Consider the following 16,522-nt stretch of genomic DNA (forward strand, 5'->3'; position numbering starts at 1 on the left):
CGGACAGGCTTGGACTGCGCCATGACCTTCGCACATCGCTACGTCGGAGCGGACAGCCTGCCTGCCAGGCTGTCCGAGTTTGACGTCGAGCAGTACTTCACGCTCACCAAGGCGGACGTCTCGGCGCTGTGCGAACGGTTTCGCGCCGATCGGCGCGTGCCGGCGGCGATATTGCTTCTGCAGCTGCGCGCCAGCGGCCGCCCGCTGAACCGCGTCGCCGTCGTTCCTAAGAACCTCCTGCGTACCGTCAGCGACGCCCTGGCGCGCCGACGCTGACCATCGCCAGCCTGCGCTCGCTCTACCAGCGTCGCCCCACCCTCTACGAGCACCAGCGTTGGGCCAAGGACTACCTGGGCGTGCAGGATCTCGACGACACGCAGACCGTGGAACTGCAAGAGCTACTCGCAGTCGCGTCCGACCAGGCGGCCCACCTGAACGACCTCATCGGTACGGCGCGTATCTGGCTGTACGAACGCCGCATCCTGATTCCTGGTTTTCGCAGGCTCGCCGACTGGGCCCGCGACGCCTTTTCCGTCGCCGAATCCAGGATGTTGGCCACAATCTGGACTGCAGTCGGAGCGGTTGCTATCCGGCGATGCCGGGAGTGGGCGTACACGGCCCGTGAGGGCGAGGAAATGACGAACCTGGAGTGGCTCAAGGCCCCTCCTGGTCGGCGAGCACCCTGGCCGAAACCTTGGCCAAGATCCGCAGCCTGAAGGAACTCGAAGTTCACCAGTGGGCGCTCGATGCCATCGCCTTGGCGAAGCAGCAGGCCTGTGCCGCCCATGTCCAACTGCGGCGCCCGTCGATGACCCTGCGCATTGAGCGGAACCGGCAGGACTTGGGGTTGTCGTACTTTTCGTGCAAATCGGTGCGCTTTCTCGCACGCCCAGCAGCCATGCGGACTTACGTTTGATGGCGCAGGTGCCAGACGCGCGTCGCCCTGCCAGGGATCGAAGCCAGTACATTGACGGCCCTGCGTTTCGGAGCCAGCCATGCCCTCCTTTGCCCTGCGATTCGTCGGCCAGGAGGCCCTGCCATCCCGGCTGAGCGAGTTCGACCGCGAGCAGTTCTTCGAGCTTGGATCGGCGGAAGCTGAGGCGATCAAGCAGCAATTTCGAGCCGGCCACCGCCTGCCCGCTGCCTTGATGATGCTATTCATGCGCGCCACCGGTCGACCGCTCGACGGCTTCAACGTCTTGCCGCGAAGCCTACTACGGCACACGGCTCAGCTGTTGGGCATCTCCCCACCATCCATTGCGACGCTGCGCTCGATCTACGGACGAAGCCAGACGCTTTTCAAGCATCAGCTTTGGGCCAAGACATACCTCGGCCTTCGAGATCTTGATCAAGGTGATGAGATCCAACGGACCGATGTGCTTCGCATTCACGCACAGGAGGCTACTCATCCCGACGATCTAGTACGGTCGGCCTGCCATTGGCTGTACACCCGCCGGATCGTGATTCCCGGTCCGCGCCGCCTCAAGGACTGGGCCCGCGACGCCTTAGCCGCCATCGAGGCGAGCGTCCTTGCCCATGTCAGCGCCGCTGTTCCGGTCGCGAAGGCGCGCCAACTGAGCGCCCTCGCCTACTGCATTCGGCCCGAGACGGATTCCACCCACCTGGAATGGCTGAAGACGCCCTCGCGGCGACATGGACCGGCAAGCTTGGCCGAAACGCTGGAGAAGGTGCGCTTTCTCAAGGCGCTCGGAGCCGACACTTGGGACCTGAGCGGCGTGACGCTGGCCAAGCAGCAGGCATACGCCAGGCAAGTGCAGGCGCGACGCCCGGCCAAGACGCGCGAGATCAAGCCATCGCGGCAGATGATCGAGTTGGTATGCTTTCTGCGGATCACGCTTCTTGAACTCACCGATGTGGCGCTGCTTCAGTCGAGCCGACGCAGCCAACAACTGTTTCGCGAAGCTGCCGATCGCGCTCAGGCAAGCCGCGCACGCGCCACCACAGGGCTGCTCAAGCAAGCGGCGCAGGCCAGTGCCATCCTTCACGATGAGGCCAGGACCTGGCAGGATCGCGTCTTGCGGGCTCGGCAGTTGCTCGACGAGTTTGGCGGCGTGACCACCGGCAGCTTCGTTTCGCAAGTTCGCCAGGCACTGGCACAGGACGTTCAGCGGGTACATGCCTGCCTGACATCGCTAAAGGATCTGGCGTTCGGGGGCCGCAAGGGCGACCGTGGATTCGAGCAGTGGAGGGCGTGGACGGCGTTGCAAGGACGCGGTGCTGCTGCCGAAATTCCCGAAGGCGTGCAACTTCCGGAAGTGGGTGCCGCTTGGCACGGTCTCGTCCACGATCTTGACCCCCGCTCGAGCCTTCGGGCTTTGGAAGCCTGCACGATGATGTCGCTGCGAAAGAGCCTTCGTCGCGGCAGCGTCTGGATCGATCACTCGTTGAGCTACCGGGAGCGCGACCAGATGCTGATCCCTCCGGCCCGTTGGGAATCGCAACGTGAGCAACACGTCGAACTCCTGGGGATGCCCAAGTCACCCCGGGAATTCCTGGAGCCGTTGTTGGCCAACCTGGTCGCGGGAAGCGCAGCGGTTTGTGATGCGCTGGACCGGGGCAAGGTCGAGATCAGCGCCGACGGCATGCTGCGCCTGCCCGCCATCACCGCCCTCCCCGAGAAGAGCGAACCGGTGCGCACGCGCGAGACCGTTTACAAGCTCATCGGCAACGTCCAGTTCCCCGACCTGCTGATGCAACTGGATGCGGCGACCAACTTCAGCGATGCCTTGCTCGGGCACCGGGCGCAGTCCGCGGATGAGCTCGTTGCGTTGTATGGCGCTTTACTGGCGCACGGCACCGACATCGACGCCAAAGGGGTCGCATCGATGATCCCGGGGCTGGAGCCAAGCCAGATCTCCGTGGCGATGCGAGCCCTGGAAGGCAGCGGCCGGCTTCGACGCGCCAATGAACGTATCGCGCAGTTCCAGAGCCAGATCCCGATCGCTGCCCTCTGGGGTGACGGTGACAAGGCCTCGGCCGACATGATGTCACTGGACGCCTCCCGCCACCTGTGGAACGCCCGGGTCGATCCGCGCCGGCGCACCTACGCCGCCGGCCTGTACACCCACGTGCGTGACCGATGGGGCATCGTCTATGACCAGCCCATCGTGCTCAACGAACGGCAGGCCGGGGTTGCCATCGAGGGTGTCGAGACGAACAACCGCGGCGAGGACCTCATGCGGCTATCGCTGGTGGCGGTAGATACCCATGGGTACACGAATTCGGCGATGGCCATCGCCAAGCTGCTGGGCTTTGACCTGTGTCCGCGCCTGCGCGATTTGGCGGAGCGAAAGCTGCACCTGCCGCGCGTCTTCAGGGTCCCGGAAGGCCTCGAAGCAGTCACCGTGAGGAGCGTCTCGCTGAGCGCCATCGAGCGCGGCTGGGACGAGCTTCTTCGCCTCGCGGCGTCCATTCGTTCCGGGCGTGTCTCCGCCACTCTGGCCCTGCAGCGCTTCGGATCGGCTGCGCAAGGTGACCCGCTGCATCGGGCAGCTGAACATTTGGGACGGCTGCTGCGCACAGTCTTCCTGTGCGACTACATCGCCATCGAGGACTTCCGGCGCGAGATCCACACGCTACTGAACCGGGGCGAATCGGTGCATCAGCTCCAGCGCGCGGTGTACAGCGGCAAGGTTGCGCCAGAGCGCGGCCGGCGGCGCGACGAGATGCTGGCGATCTCGGGCTCGCACGCACTGCTGACGAACATAGTGCTGGCCTGGAACACGAGCCGGATGCATGAGGTCGTCGAAAGGCTGAAACGTGAAGGAACCCGGATCGAGGACGAGTGGCTGCGCCGCATCGGGCCAGCGCACTTTTCGCACATCAACTTTCGCGGCACGATGAAATTCAGCGTCGAGAGGTACGCCGACGCGCTTGTTCAGCGACCGAACACGAGGCAGGCAGCTTCGTCGCGCGGATAGCGTGGGTGCGCGATCGGCGCAAGCGCCCTCCCCCACCTCGACAGCCAAAGCGCACCTTTCTGCGCAAAAAGCACGAGGACCGACGAAAACACCTGGTTCGCAAGTGGTTGTCGGAAAAGGATTTTCTGAAGCAAAGCGCACCGATTTGCACGAAAAGTACGACAACCCCGACCTGCTCGAAGCGATCGAGTCTGGCAAGGTTGCAGCGGCCTCGCTGGACGTCGCGTGGGTCGAGCCCCTGCCGCCCGCGCATCCGTTCTGGAACGTGCCAAGGACGGCCGGCCCGCCTGCTGGTCGGGCGATCGGCGCACTGGAAGTTACATGCGTAATTTGGGCTCCGGTGGGAACGCCGCAAAATCGCGCACCCTCACGATCGCCGCCCCATGACCACCCCTCCCTTTGATGCCCACGGCGCGGCCCAGGCTGAATCCCTGTCACGTCGTCATTGCCTCGGACGCCTTGGGCAGTGGGGACTCGCCGCCACGGGACTGACGGCCCCCTTGCTCCAGGCCTGCGGGGGCAGCTCGAACGATGCGGTGGCCCCGATCTCTCAGCCATCGGCGTGGTCCGATGCCGAATCGGTGCGCTGGTGCCGGCAAGGCATCCAGGCCGCGCTGGCCCGCAGCGACAGCGCCACGACGGCCGTGTCCGTCGCGTTGCTCGCCGACGATCGCGTGGTCTGGAGCGAAGCCTTCGGCTTTGCCAATCGGGAGAGCGGCATGCTGGCGACGGTCGACATGCGCTTGAACATCGGTTCAGTCGCCAAGCTGCTGGCGACGCTGGCGGTCATGATCCTGCGCGACCGGGGCCGATTGACGCTGGATCAACCGTTGGTGGAACTGCTGCCGGGCTTCAGCATGCTCTCTCCGGGCTTCACCCGCATCACGGTGCGTCAACTCATCTCGCACTCGTCGGGGCTGCCGGGCGTCAACGACCGAAACCTATTCGCCTTCATTCCCATTCTGGACTACGCCCAGGACACGCTGGTCGCGATCTCGCAGTCGCACCTGAAGCACGAGCCGGGCGAACTGGCGGTGTATTGCAACGACGGCTTCACACTGGTGGAGCCGCTGGTGCGTGCACTGACCGGGCAATCGTTCACCGACTTCATCCAGCAACAGGTCTTCGATCCGCTGGGCATGGGTCTCTCCGGCTATCCGCTCGTGCCCTTGCCTGAGGGGAGCTTCGTGCACCCTTACTACAAGGGGCAGCGCACGCCGCAGGAGATGACGTCCGCGTATGCGACCGGCGGCGCGTTCTCTACGCCCACCGACATGATGAAGCTCGCGCGCCTGTTCCTCGACCAGGGCATGTTCGAGGGCCGGCGGATCGTTTCCGCCGAAGGCATTCGGGACATGGGCGTGGACCAGGCGCCCTGGGTGCGCATAAACCCGACGCCCGCGTCGTCTGCCTGGGGCCTGGGATGGGACATGGTGCGGCATGAGGGCCTGGCGGCCGCAGGCCTGCGGGCGTGGCAGAAGGCCGGCGACACCGACTTCTTTTCGACCCAGTTCTTCGTGCTGCCCGAGCAACGCCTGGCGGTGTTGATTGTCGGCAACGGGCGAGATTACGGCCAGCTGCCGCTTTCCGAGGGCCTGCTGTTGCGGGCCGCGAAGGAGCGAGGTGCGATCGCCGCGTTGCCCCCCGTCCTCAATGTCGCCGTGCCCGCGCCCGCGCCCGCCCCGGCGCCGGCCAACCTCGCGGAACTGACGGGCGTGTATGCCTGCGACATCGGCCCCTTTCAGATCGTGGCCTCGGGCGACGGCTCGCTGATGCTGACCCACCTTTCGGCGAGCGGCCAATGGGAATCGCTGCCGGGCATGGACACTCCGCTGCGCGCAGGTAGCGACGGCATGTGGTCCTTCGAGGGCGCTCCCGATCTGGGCGTTCGCTTCGAGACCGTGCGGGGGCATCGCTACATGATTGCGATCGTGCTCTCGGAAAACCGGTTCTACCGGAAGCAGAAGGTCGTGTGCGAACGACTGCCCCCTCTGGCCACGCCGCTGCCCGATGCGTGGCGCGCGCGCGTGGGCACGCAATGGACTTGTGTCAATGAATCCCCGCAGTCGTTGGTCCAGGTGTACGGCCCGAAGATCGGCCGCATCGGCGAGTTGAAGGAACTGCCGGGCTATGTGCTATGGAACAACCTGCAATTGCTGAAGGTGGTCGACGATCGCAATGCGGGCATGACGATCGAGGCGCCCGGCTACGCCGGCCGCGACCTGGTCGAACTGCGCATGGTGCCGGTGCAGGATGCGGCGCAAGGCGGCGCGGCGCCGTCTGAAGAACTGCACCAGGGCACCCTGGTGTACCGTCGCGTCGCGGCGTCGCCGGCGGCGGCTTGACTGGCCTGACTCCCGTCGGGTCTGGGGCTGACCAACAAGGGCGCGGGAATCGCGGGAGACTCATGACCGTCGAGCTCCATCCGCCGCATCCCGACCGGATCAGGGCGTGCGCGTGAACGTACCGCGCGCGATGTCCTCGGCGTAGTAGTCCATTGTCAGGCTGCCGGCGACACCGGAGGCGCCGGGCTTGAAGTCGACCCTGGCGACGGATCCGGGCGGCGCGTTCTCGCCCGACAGGTCGAAGACGTAGGAGTTGCCGCTCCAGTGACGCAACGGAAAGCTCTTCGCGCCCGTCGGCCCCATCTTCAGTGTCAGCGCACTGCCGCTGGCCTCCACCACCGCGTTGCCGTAATAGCTGTTGACATACGTGCCAGTGTAGGCATCGCTGCCCAGCGCTGCGACCGGCTGTGACGGCGGTTGCTGGCCGGCCAGCGACCCCTCGGGCACATAGAAGGGCAAGAACCGCTGCGCGTAGAGCGTGATCCAGTCGGTCGAGGACGCACCTGATTCGACGAGTTCCTCGAAGGTGACGTTCAGGGCTTCGGCGGCGCCCACCGGTGCTGCGTTGGTCAGCGTGACGATCGCGACTCCGGTCGCCGGAATCACGGTGAATGCGGTGCCCGCGCCGAGCATGAAAGCGCCCGAATGCGAAAGCTTGACGCGTCCCGCCGTCGTGGTTCCGACGTTGAAGCCGTAGCCATAGTAGTTCGGGCGCACGGCCGGATCATCGGACGGCCGATCAACGATCTGTCCAGTGATCGCGGGCAACAAGGCTTCGGGCTTGACCACGGTGCGCCCGTTGTAGCTGCCGTTCTGAAGAAGCAACGACATCCATTGCGCGACGTCGTTGACGCTCGAACTCACACCGCCGGCCGGCGATTGCGCATCGGGTTGCCGCTGGTACAGGGCCTGGTAGCTCCCGTCGCGCATCACGTGCGGTGACGCGCGATTGGCGCGCTGCATGAAGTCCGCGAAGCGGGAACTCGTGGCGCGCATGCCCAGCGGGGCATAGAGCGTGCGCTCGGACAGCGTGGCCCAATCGATGCCCGCCGCGTTGGCCGCAGCCTCCGCGCCCGCCGTGAGGCCGAAATTGGCGTAGCCGTACGTGGTGCGAAAGGCACGCAATGGCACGTAGCGCATGCGCTGCAGGATCTGTTGGCGGTCATAGCCCAGGTCCTCGAGCTTGTCGCCAGCAGCTCCCGGCAAGCCGGAACGGTGAGCAAAGAAATCGCCGATCGTTACCTGTCGCGTGACCGCTGGATCGGACATCTCGAAGTCGGACAGTCGGGTCGCGGCAGGCGTGTCCCAGGACACGGTCTGGTTTCCCACGAGCCCGGCCACCACGGTAGCTGCCATCGGCTTGGACATCGATGCGAGCTGGAACACGGTGTCGGCATCGACCCGTTCCAGCGAGCCGACCCGGCGCACCCCGAAGCCCTTGGCGTAGACGACCTGGCCGCCCTTCACCACGGCCACCGCCATGCCGGGAATCTTCGTGCGTCGCATGACATCGGCGGCCAGCAGGTCGAGCTTGTCCACGGCGGCATCGATCTGCGCCGAGGCAACGGGGGTGGTATTGATTGGCGGGGGCGATTGCGATGCGCCGAGCGACGCGAGCGACGTTCCGCCGCCACCGCAGCCGGCCAAGGTGGCAGCTGCCGCCAGAAATAGAGCGTGCGCGCAGCAGCGCACGGGGTAGCTCGCACTGATCATCAAACTTCCAAATGTTGAGGGTTGGCCGAATTCGGACGGTGCCCCGATTGTCACGGGGTGCGTCGGGATGACCAAACTACAGACGTAGTCGGTCGGCGAAAGCAACACGCAGGGGTGGCGGTGCCGTCACCCATGCGTGCCGACCCCGTTCTCATGCGCTACCTGGGAACCGGATGGCCAGGCGTCAGCAGCTTTGAGATCGCCGTGATGATTTCATTGCTCGGCTGCACGTTCGGTGGCGTCGCGGAACTCAGCGAGACGGTTGCTGCCAGCGATATTCCCGTCGTGGAATCGTACGCCGTGGTCGTGTACATGCCCCAGTACGCGGCTCGCTGCACGATCCACGGGGGAAAGACCAGCGTGCCCAGCCCGAAGTAGCCCTGTGCGGTATTGGCGCCGAGCCCGACATTGACCGGCGACGCGATCTCGCCTTTCATCCGCGGCGAAAGCAGCGATCCGGTGCCGAACGCCCGGTTCCACTTGCCCAGATCGCAGATGTTCGACGTGACCGCAGCCCAGGACACGAAGGAGGGATTCCAATTGGTTGAATCCCGGAAATCCTCCTCTTGCAAGGTGTGCAGCACAGGCAACTGGGGACTCGCGTCAAGCTGGAATCGCGTGTCGCGCAATGCAAGCGGATCAAGGACCAGCTCCTGCAGCAGGCGCCCGTACGTCTTGCCGCTGGCCTTTTCGAGCACCGCACCCAGCACGACGAAGTCGGTGTGTGAATACGACCAGTCCTGCCCGGGATGGATGAATTGTGGTGTCTGGTACGGCGGCAGACTGCGCGCGACGAGGTCGTCCGCCGACCAGACCCGCAACGGATCCGACTCGAGTTCGGCGACGAACCGCTTCGTGGTGATGTAGTCCCCGAAGCCGGCGCTCGATGCGGCCAGCATGCGAACAGTTGCGCGCTGCGCATGAGGATAGTCCGGGTACCACTTCGACACGCGATCGGTCAACGCGATCGTGGCCGGTTCCCGTTCGACCGTGCGCAGCAGGACCGTCGACAGCATCTGCCAGCCGATGCCGCCCACACGAAAGTGCATGTCGGTCGACGCAGGGACGCCCCTTGTCGAATCGCCAACCGCGGTCCGATAGAGCGGCGTGCCGTCCTGCTCGATGCCCACGATGATCGCGTTGAGGTGGTACTTTTCCTTGATGCTCTGGAGCGTGGAAGAGATCGACGCAACCATCGCCACCGGGGCCGCGAACACGGGCGCGCATTCCGCGGCGACCGCATCAGCGATGCAACCCTGCATGGCGGCCACAGCAGGCGATCATGCGCATTCGCGAGGCGATCTTGGTGCGTGATGTCGGCAATCGGGATCCCCGTTTTGGGCATGGCGCTGTCGAAACGTCTTCGACCTTGCGACTGACCGGCTACAGTAGCAGATCCAGCCGGCGCGCGGTTGCAATCCCGCTTTGCGCGACGCTTCCATGAGGAACACTCCAGATGCCGCGTCACGCAATCGGGACATCCGCTGTCCGCTTCATGGTCGCAGCGCTTCTGCTGTGGGGCCTCCGCGCACCGGTAGCGCATGCGCAGCCGTCGCCGCCTGCAGAGTGGCAGTTCACGCCGTTGGTCGAGAGCGTCGTCTCGCCTCCGACCTGGTTCACGGGCAGCGACGGCAAGGTTCACCTCGTCTATGAACTCCTGCTGACCAACGGGCTGCCCGTCCCCGCCACCGTCAGCTCGATCGCCGTTCTGGATGCGGACACCGGAGCGACGCTGCAGCGCCTGAGCGGCGCATCGCTCGTTTCGGCCATGTCACTCGTCATGCCGACGGAAGCGCCGACCGCGGTGCTGCCGCCGGCGACCGTGGGCGTCGTCTGGTTCGACGTGCCGCTGGCGAGCGCGGCGACTGTCCCAGCGTTCATCGCGCATCGGGTGTCGATCGACCCGGTGAGCGGCGTCCCCGCATGGTTCATGTCGTACACGGGCCCCCGGATCGCCGTCGATCGCCGGTCGCCGGTCGTGCTCGGCCCCCCGGTCGGCGGCGCTCGGTGGTACGCCGCGGGCAGTTGCTGCGACGGCCCGCATCGCCGGGCGCTCTTGTCGATTGGCGGTGGCCGGTACCTGGGGCAGCGCTTCGCGATCGACTTCAATCAACTGGATGCCCAGAACCGGGGCGGTGCCGGAGATCCCCTGCTCCCCACGAGTTTTCCGACATTCGGCCAACCGGTGCTGGCGGTGGCCGATGCCACGGTGGCTGTCGCCGTCGATCGCTACCCGGACCTGCGCGTGGGCGCGGAGCGGGAGGAACCCGGTGCGCAGACCGAAGGCGGCAATCGGATCATCCTGGATCTGGGGGACGGGCGCTTCGCGGCCTATGCGCATCTGCAAGCGGGCAGTGTGAAGGTGCGGCCGGGGGATCGCGTCACGCGGGGGCAGGCGATGGCCAAGGCCGGCAGTTCGGGCACCGGTGGCGGACCGCACGTTCATTTCCAGGTGATGGATCACTTGTCGATCACTCGCGCCAACGGCTTGCCGTTCGAGTTCGATGCTTTCATGCTCACCGGACGCACACCTCCCCTCGCCCAGGTGCTGCCGTACTTCGATACGCTGCAGCCGATTCCGGTCTCCACCACGATCACGGGCGAACGACGAAACGCGCTGCCGTTGGGCGGCGATGTCGTGAGCTTTCCGGCCGCTCCTTTCATGCCGTGATGCATATCGGGCTTGTCCTCCGGCCTCGAATGCCCGCGCGGCACGGGTCCGGATGGTGCCCCGAACACAGGTTTCCACGATGAACATCTCGCGTCGCGCATTCGCAATGTCGGACCTGGGCCTGGCGTCACCGGACAAAGGTGCGCGGATGACCGCAACGCGGCGGAACCCCTGGAAGCTCAAGGCGCGCCGGGCGGCATGTCGTGCCGGGCTGCTGCTGGGCTGGCTCGGCCTGGCCGGCTGTGGCGGTTCGAACGGCAGCGGGCCCGGGCTTGCCGGCGTTCCCGCCGCAGCATCCTTCCAGGCGACACCGTGCCCCCAGCCGAACGTCGCGGGCGTCCCGAGCCTCGACCTTCCCCCCGGGGTCCGGTGTGGCTACTTCAGCGTTCTCGAGGACCGTTCCAAGCCCCAGGGGCGCCGCATCCAGATCTTCGTGATGCGCGCGCCCGCTGTCTCCGCGACGCCGAAGCCCGATCCGATCGTGTATCTGTCGGGCGGGCCCGGCGGGGCTGGTTCGTTCGAAGTGGCGACCATGGTCAGGCACGGGCTCAACGCCGAGCGCGAAGTCATCTTCGTCGACCAGCGCGGCACGCACCGCGCCATCCCGCGCCTCGGGTGTCCGGAATGGGAGCAGTTCATCTACGACGCGGTCGGCCTTCCCTTCGCAGCGGATTCGACCACCGTCGCAGACGCCGCGGCGATGAAAGCCTGCCGCGACCGGCTGGCCGCGACCGGCGTCGACCTCGCGGCCTACAACAGCACGGAGAATGCCGCGGACATCGCCGAGCTGCGGGTGGCGCTGGGCATCGGCAGCTGGAACGTCTACGGCGTCTCGTACGGGTCCAATCTGGCGTTGACCGTCCTGCGCAACCACGCGCAGGGCATTCGCAGCGTGGTCCTCGATTCGGTGTCGCCCCCCACGAACAACATCGCCGCGACCTGGTGGTCGGCCCCGGCCAGCGCTTTCAAGGCGATCTTCGCCGCTTGCGCTGGCCAGCCCGCATGCGCTGCCGCCTATCCGGATCTGGAAGCGGACTTCACGGCCACGGTGAACCGCCTCGACCGGACGCCCGTCGTCACCCAGGTCGATCGCGAACCCGGTCCCCCGGTGACGGTGAACATCGACGGCTTCGCCTTCGCCTACACCGTGATCGTGGCCAGCGAGCAAGGCGATGCCTCCGGGGTCCCGAGGATGATCGCGGACATGGCGCGAGGAGACCCCCGGGCGGTCGCCGGCACCTATCTGGCGTCGCGGGGTCCGGCCGAGGTCATCGGGCTGGGCGGCGTGGGCCTGGCCATGACCGTGTTCTGCGCCGAGAAGGCCAACCGCACCACCGCGGCCGCCGCGTTGGCGCATGCGAAGTCGGCGCTGCCCGGCTTCCCGGACCGCGTGCTTCGGGTGCAACCCAAACAGGGACGACTCTTCACCGAGTGCCCGATCTGGAACGTCCCCACGGCGGCGCCATCGGTGAGCGCCCCGGTCGTGAGCGAGGTCCCGGTGTTGATACTCGAGGGCCTGTTCGACGCCAGCACCGCGCCCGAGTGGGTCGACCTGATCACCCCGGATCTCCAGAATGCCCAGGTGGTGGAATTTCCATTCACCGGGCACGCGGTCCTCGGCAGGTCCGCCTGTGCGCCTTCCATCATGGCGGCCTTCCTCGACCACCCGAGCCGGACTGTCGATCGGTCCTGCGCCGCACAAATCACGTTGACGTTCTCCAGATAGCGGCCGTGCGAGGTCAAGCCGCAGGAGTGGGAGCCTGTGCCCCCACCCGCTCGAACACCAGGTCGCCGATGTGCATTTCCTCCCCGTCCTTGCCCATCACCATGCGAAGTTCGGCCAGGTCGCGGCCGTCGTTGCCGGGGACCTTGACGGTCATGCCGGCCTCGTTGTCGTTCACCGCGCTCAGCAACTGTTCATTGTCCAACAGGACGTAGCCTGGCAGCTCCGCCAGTTCGCCGATTTGCCAGATCACCGGCGGGAGCAGTCGGCTGACGAGCGAATCGGGCGAGTCGCTGACATAGCGCCATGCACTCCCCACGCGCGCGATCCACGCAGCCGGCAGCGGCGTCGACAGCGGCGGCAGCCATTCGCCCATCGGGTTCTCGCCCCAGTAGAGCCCGTTGGCCGAGAGCGTGCGCCCGATCAGCAAGCGGTGCCCCAGCACGGTCTGGAAGCGGTAGCACATACGGGTCTGTCCGTCGGCCCACCAGTTCCCATCGCTTCGCGCGCGCAGCAGTTCCTGTTTGGCGTCGTCCCACCGGCCTTGGTCCTTGCTCCAGCGGCGCAGCGCCAGCGAGCCGTCGGCCGCACTCAAGACCTGCACGGGGGCGATGGAGTTGGCATAGATACCCACCAGGGCGGCGCGGTCCGGCGCCGGAGACACCGAAGGTGGCACCGTCGGGACGATGGCAGGGGGCAGCGCCTGGATCGCTGCGCGTTCCGCCGCGGCGCGCAGCAGCAGCCCCTCGGCCAGCGCGCGCGGCTCGTAGTCGTGCCCGCTGCCGCTGATCAGCATGGCCAACCGGGCCTCGGGCAGCACGAAGAAATCGGAGGCGAAGAAGAAGGTGCCACCGTTCTTGGCCCAGGCCCGCAGACCGGCCGCGTTCAGCCCTGCCTGCTGCATCGAGTCCCATCCCAGCCCCCAGCGCCATGAGGAGGCAGCCGGGTTGATGCGCGTACGGGCACTCTGATCGACGCCCATTTCGCGCACCGCCTCGGCCGAGACGATCCGCCGGCCCTGGTAGACGCCCTGGTCCAGGAACATCTGCGCCAGCTTCAGCATGTCGGTGGGCGTGCTCAGGATTCCGCCCGACGCGAAGGGGGTGGACATCTCCTGCGACAGGCTGCGACCCTCGAAGTACGGGTGCACGTAAGTGCCTTCGGCGGCAGGCGTCACCGGGTAGCCGGACAGGGTCATGCCCAGGGGGGTGAAGATCTCGCGCTGGACGAATTCGTGGAACGGCAGCCCGGTGAGCGCGCGCACCAGCGGCTCCACCATGGTGAAGCCGTCGTTGCAGTAGACCGCGAGTTCGCCCGGCTCGTGCTTCAGGTGCAACTGCGACAACGCCTCCAGGGTGTCTTGCGCATAGTCCAGGTAGGGCACGAACGTCGCGTTGTTGCGCATGTTGTTGCCGGGAAAGCCCGAGGCATGGGACAAGAGGTGGCGCACGGTGACCTGCCTGAACGCCGGCGAGAGCATGCGGAAGTCCGGCAACAGTTCGACCAGTGGCTGGTCGAGCGTCAACTGGCCGCGGTCGCGCAGGATCATCACGGCCAGGGTGGCCACGACCTTGGAGACCGATCCGATGTTGAAGCGGGTGTCTGGGGTGGCCGGCACCTCACGCTCGCGGTCGGCATAACCGAAGGCCTCGCGCCAGACCACGCGGTCGTCGACCAGCAGGGCCACGGACACGGCGCTCGTGGTGGTGCTGTTGCTTCGCCTCATTGACGCTTGAATGGCGTCGCGGCACCAGCGCACCGATTCGGGTTCGCCCTGTGGCAGCAGTGTGCCGGCGCCGGGGCCGGCGTTGCCGCCGCCGCAGGCCTGCAGCAGCGGCGCGGCCAGCCCAGCCGTGGCGAGGGTCAGGCAGTGGCGACGCGAAAGGCGCGGGGAAGAAACTTCGTCCGGGTCGATGTGCATGGTGGTGCTGGTGTCGGCAGGCAATGAGGTCATGGCAGCAGGTTCGCAAGGCTTGCGGGCTTCGGGGTGGGAGCTTTCTCTGCGTCCATGCGCTGGAACACCAGGACGCCGGTATGCAGTTCTTCCTTGCCGTTCACCGTCACCATGTTCAGCTCGAACAGGTCGCGCCCTGCGGCGGAGGGGATCTGGATGGTCATGCCGGCCTGGTTGTCGTCGATCACGCGTACCAGCTGCGCGGTGTTGGCCAGGATGTAGCCGGGCAACTCGGCCAGCTGGTCGATCTCGAAGATCCACGGCACCTTCCGTTGCGTGGCCTGCGTGATCGAATCGTTCAGATCGTTCACGCGCAACCAGCGGCTGCCGAGCCGGGCCTTCCACGCGTCCGGCAACGGAGTGCCCTGTGGCGGCAGCCATTCGCCAATGGGCTCTTCGTCCCAGTACAGCTGATTGATCGAAAGCGTGCGCTGGTTCAGATAGCGATGCCCGGCCAAGGTCTGGAAGCGATAGCAGATGTCGGTTTTCCCGTCGGTCCACCAATAGCCATCGTTGCGCGCGCGCAGGCGTTCCTGCACGACGGTCCAGCCATCGAGGCTCCATCGGCGCAAGGTCAGCGAACCGTCGGCTGCGGCAAGCACCTGCAGGGGGGCACTGCTGTTGGCGTAGATACCCAGGAACGCCGTGCGGTCCGGCGCAGGCGATGCCGGCGGCGGCGCGACGGAGGCGATGGTGGGAGGCATCGTGCGGATCACGCCGCGTTCCGCCGCCATGCGCAGCAGAAGCCCTTCGGCCAGCTCCAGCGGCCCGTAGTCGAGCCCGCTTCCGGTGATCATCATGGCCAGCCGGGCCTCGGGCAGCACCAGGAACTGGGTGCCGAAGAACTCGAAAGCGCCGCTCTTGTTCCAGGCCCGCAGACCGGCCGCATCCAGCCCCGGCTGTCGAACCGTGTCCCAGCCCAACCCCCAGCGCCACAACGAAGAAGCGGGATCGGGAATGACGCGGGTGCGGGCTCTCTGGTCCCTGCCCATCTCGCGCACCGCCTCGGCGGAGACGATGCGTTGTCCATCGTAGAGCCCTTCGTCCAGCAGCAGGCGGGCCAACTTCAGCAGGTCGGTGGGCGTGGAGACCATGCCCCCGGTCGCGTAGCCCGCGGGCAACTGCTGCGCCAGTCGCCGGCCCTTGTCGTAAGGGTGCACGAATGTGCCCTCGGCCGCCGGCGCGAGCGCATAGCCCGAGAGAGTCATGCCCAGGGGGGTGAAGATTTCGCGCTGGACGAACTCCGGATAGGTCAGCCCCGTGAGTTGCTTCACCAACGGCTCCACCATCGTGAAGCCGTCGTTGCAGTACATCGCCATCTCGCCCGGCTCGTGCTTCAGGCGCGACTGCGCCAGCGCCTCCATGGTGTCCTGCGCGTAGTTCGGGTAAGGGATGTAGTTGACGCCGTTGCGGAAGTTGTTGCCCGGCACGCCCGACGCATGCGAGATCAGATGGCGCACGGTGATGCGGGTGTAGCCGTCCGAGCGCATGTGGAAAGCGGGCAGCAACTCCACCAGCGGCTGGTCCAGCGCCAGTTGCCCGCGATCGCGCAGGATCATCACGGTCAGGGCCGCCACCATCTTGGAGACCGAGGCGATGTTGAACCGTGTGTCCGGGGTGGCCAGCACGCCGTTGTCGCGGTCGGCATAGCCGAAGGCTTCGCGCCAGACCACGCGGTCGTCGGCCAGCAGCGCCACGGACACGGCGGTGGTGGCGATGTCGCTTCGGGCCAGTGTCTTGAGAATGGCGTCGCGGCACCAACGCACCGATTCAGGATCGGGACTGAGCGGGAGAGCGACGGACGCACCGGAGCCGCCACCGCCGCAGGCGTGCAGCAGCGGTGCGGCCAGGCCCGCCCCCGCCCAGTTCAGGCATTCGCGGCGTGACAGGCGAGGCGCCGAGGGGGCGATGGATTCGAGATCGGGACGGGATGAGGTCATCGGGGTGAGGGTGTTGCCGGGGATCTTGACGGTCATGCCGGCCTCGCGGTCGTCGATCAGGGCCGGCCCATCCCCAGGGGGCGGCATACCCTGGAATGGGCGCGAAGTTGAAGCCGTTGCGCGAGTTGATGCCAGGCACGCCGGAGGCGTGAAAGATCAAGTGGCGCACGGTGATCCCGGTGTGGCCCGGCGAGCGCATGCTGTAGGTGGGCTGCAGGTGAGCAGCAGCTCGACC

At 66.5% G+C, this 16,522-nt stretch carries 11 protein-coding genes and 1 pseudogene; 8 read left to right on the forward strand and 4 right to left on the reverse strand.

What is annotated here, in order from left to right:
- The 6 genes and pseudogenes from AC1DF3_RS32890 to AC1DF3_RS32915 all read left to right on the forward strand — a co-directional run.
- Positions 1–276 (forward strand): DUF4158 domain-containing protein (locus tag AC1DF3_RS32890; protein ID WP_478142239.1); only part of this gene is annotated, 276 nt, incomplete at its 5' end.
- Between the two features lie 11 nt (positions 277–287).
- Positions 288–716 (forward strand): DUF4158 domain-containing protein, encoded by a 429-nt coding sequence (locus AC1DF3_RS32895; RefSeq protein WP_478142267.1) that lies wholly within the window; start codon positions 288–290, stop codon positions 714–716.
- Positions 695–916 carry a hypothetical protein gene (locus tag AC1DF3_RS32900; protein ID WP_478142240.1) on the forward strand — a complete coding sequence of 74 codons (222 nt, stop codon included), beginning with the start codon at positions 695–697 and terminating at the stop codon, positions 914–916. The genes AC1DF3_RS32895 and AC1DF3_RS32900 overlap by 22 nt, the downstream gene beginning before the upstream one ends.
- 79 nt (positions 917–995) lie before the next feature.
- Positions 996–3,941 carry a Tn3 family transposase gene (locus AC1DF3_RS32905; RefSeq protein ID WP_478142241.1) on the forward strand — a complete coding sequence of 982 codons (2,946 nt, stop codon included), beginning with the start codon at positions 996–998 and terminating at the stop codon, positions 3,939–3,941.
- A 169-nt stretch (positions 3,942–4,110) separates the two neighbouring features.
- Positions 4,111–4,222, forward strand: a pseudogene (locus AC1DF3_RS32910) (NAD(P)-dependent oxidoreductase); the annotation flags it as partial.
- Positions 4,223–4,324: 102 nt separating this feature from the next.
- Positions 4,325–6,286 (forward strand): serine hydrolase domain-containing protein, encoded by a 1,962-nt coding sequence (locus AC1DF3_RS32915; protein ID WP_478142242.1) that lies wholly within the window; start codon positions 4,325–4,327, stop codon positions 6,284–6,286.
- Positions 6,287–6,385: 99 nt separating this feature from the next.
- On the opposite strand, the gene AC1DF3_RS32920 is transcribed toward AC1DF3_RS32915, so the two are convergent.
- Both AC1DF3_RS32920 and AC1DF3_RS32925 read right to left on the reverse strand, forming a co-directional pair.
- Positions 6,386–8,104 (reverse strand): serine hydrolase, encoded by a 1,719-nt coding sequence (locus tag AC1DF3_RS32920; RefSeq protein ID WP_478142243.1) that lies wholly within the window; start codon positions 8,102–8,104, stop codon positions 6,386–6,388.
- Between the two features lie 53 nt (positions 8,105–8,157).
- On the reverse strand, positions 8,158–9,261 hold the full coding sequence (locus AC1DF3_RS32925; RefSeq protein WP_478142268.1) for a serine hydrolase domain-containing protein: 1,104 nt from the start codon (positions 9,259–9,261) through the stop codon (positions 8,158–8,160).
- Between the two features lie 194 nt (positions 9,262–9,455).
- Between AC1DF3_RS32925 and AC1DF3_RS32930 the strand changes: the two genes are divergently transcribed.
- Positions 9,456–10,670 carry a M23 family metallopeptidase gene (locus AC1DF3_RS32930; RefSeq protein ID WP_478142244.1) on the forward strand — a complete coding sequence of 405 codons (1,215 nt, stop codon included), beginning with the start codon at positions 9,456–9,458 and terminating at the stop codon, positions 10,668–10,670.
- A gap of 79 nt (positions 10,671–10,749) precedes the next feature.
- Positions 10,750–12,396 (forward strand): alpha/beta fold hydrolase, encoded by a 1,647-nt coding sequence (locus AC1DF3_RS32935; RefSeq protein WP_478142245.1) that lies wholly within the window; start codon positions 10,750–10,752, stop codon positions 12,394–12,396.
- A 13-nt stretch (positions 12,397–12,409) separates the two neighbouring features.
- Here AC1DF3_RS32935 and AC1DF3_RS32940 read toward each other — a convergent pair whose 3' ends face one another.
- Together AC1DF3_RS32940 and AC1DF3_RS32945 are read right to left on the reverse strand one after the other, a co-directional pair.
- Positions 12,410–14,347 carry a serine hydrolase domain-containing protein gene (locus AC1DF3_RS32940; RefSeq protein ID WP_478142246.1) on the reverse strand — a complete coding sequence of 646 codons (1,938 nt, stop codon included), beginning with the start codon at positions 14,345–14,347 and terminating at the stop codon, positions 12,410–12,412.
- Positions 14,344–16,323: a serine hydrolase domain-containing protein gene (locus AC1DF3_RS32945; protein WP_478142247.1), complete on the reverse strand. Its 1,980-nt coding sequence runs from the start codon at positions 16,321–16,323 to the stop codon at positions 14,344–14,346. The genes AC1DF3_RS32940 and AC1DF3_RS32945 overlap by 4 nt, the downstream gene beginning before the upstream one ends.
- Positions 16,324–16,522: the final 199 nt, after the last annotated feature.

The sequence above is a fragment of the Variovorax sp. 10N432 genome, from assembly GCF_056394465.1.

Coding starts and splice junctions, on each gene's coding strand:
- AC1DF3_RS32935 (WP_478142245.1), top strand. CDS start 10,750: ATGAACATCTCGCGTCGCGCATTCGCAATGTCGGACCTGGGCCTGGCG.
- AC1DF3_RS32925 (WP_478142268.1), bottom strand. CDS start 9,261: ATGCAGGGTTGCATCGCTGATGCGGTCGCCGCGGAATGCGCGCCCGTG.
- AC1DF3_RS32940 (WP_478142246.1), bottom strand. CDS start 14,347: ATGACCTCATTGCCTGCCGACACCAGCACCACCATGCACATCGACCCG.
- AC1DF3_RS32905 (WP_478142241.1), top strand. CDS start 996: ATGCCCTCCTTTGCCCTGCGATTCGTCGGCCAGGAGGCCCTGCCATCC.
- AC1DF3_RS32915 (WP_478142242.1), top strand. CDS start 4,325: ATGACCACCCCTCCCTTTGATGCCCACGGCGCGGCCCAGGCTGAATCC.
- AC1DF3_RS32930 (WP_478142244.1), top strand. CDS start 9,456: ATGCCGCGTCACGCAATCGGGACATCCGCTGTCCGCTTCATGGTCGCA.
- AC1DF3_RS32945 (WP_478142247.1), bottom strand. CDS start 16,323: ATGACCGTCAAGATCCCCGGCAACACCCTCACCCCGATGACCTCATCC.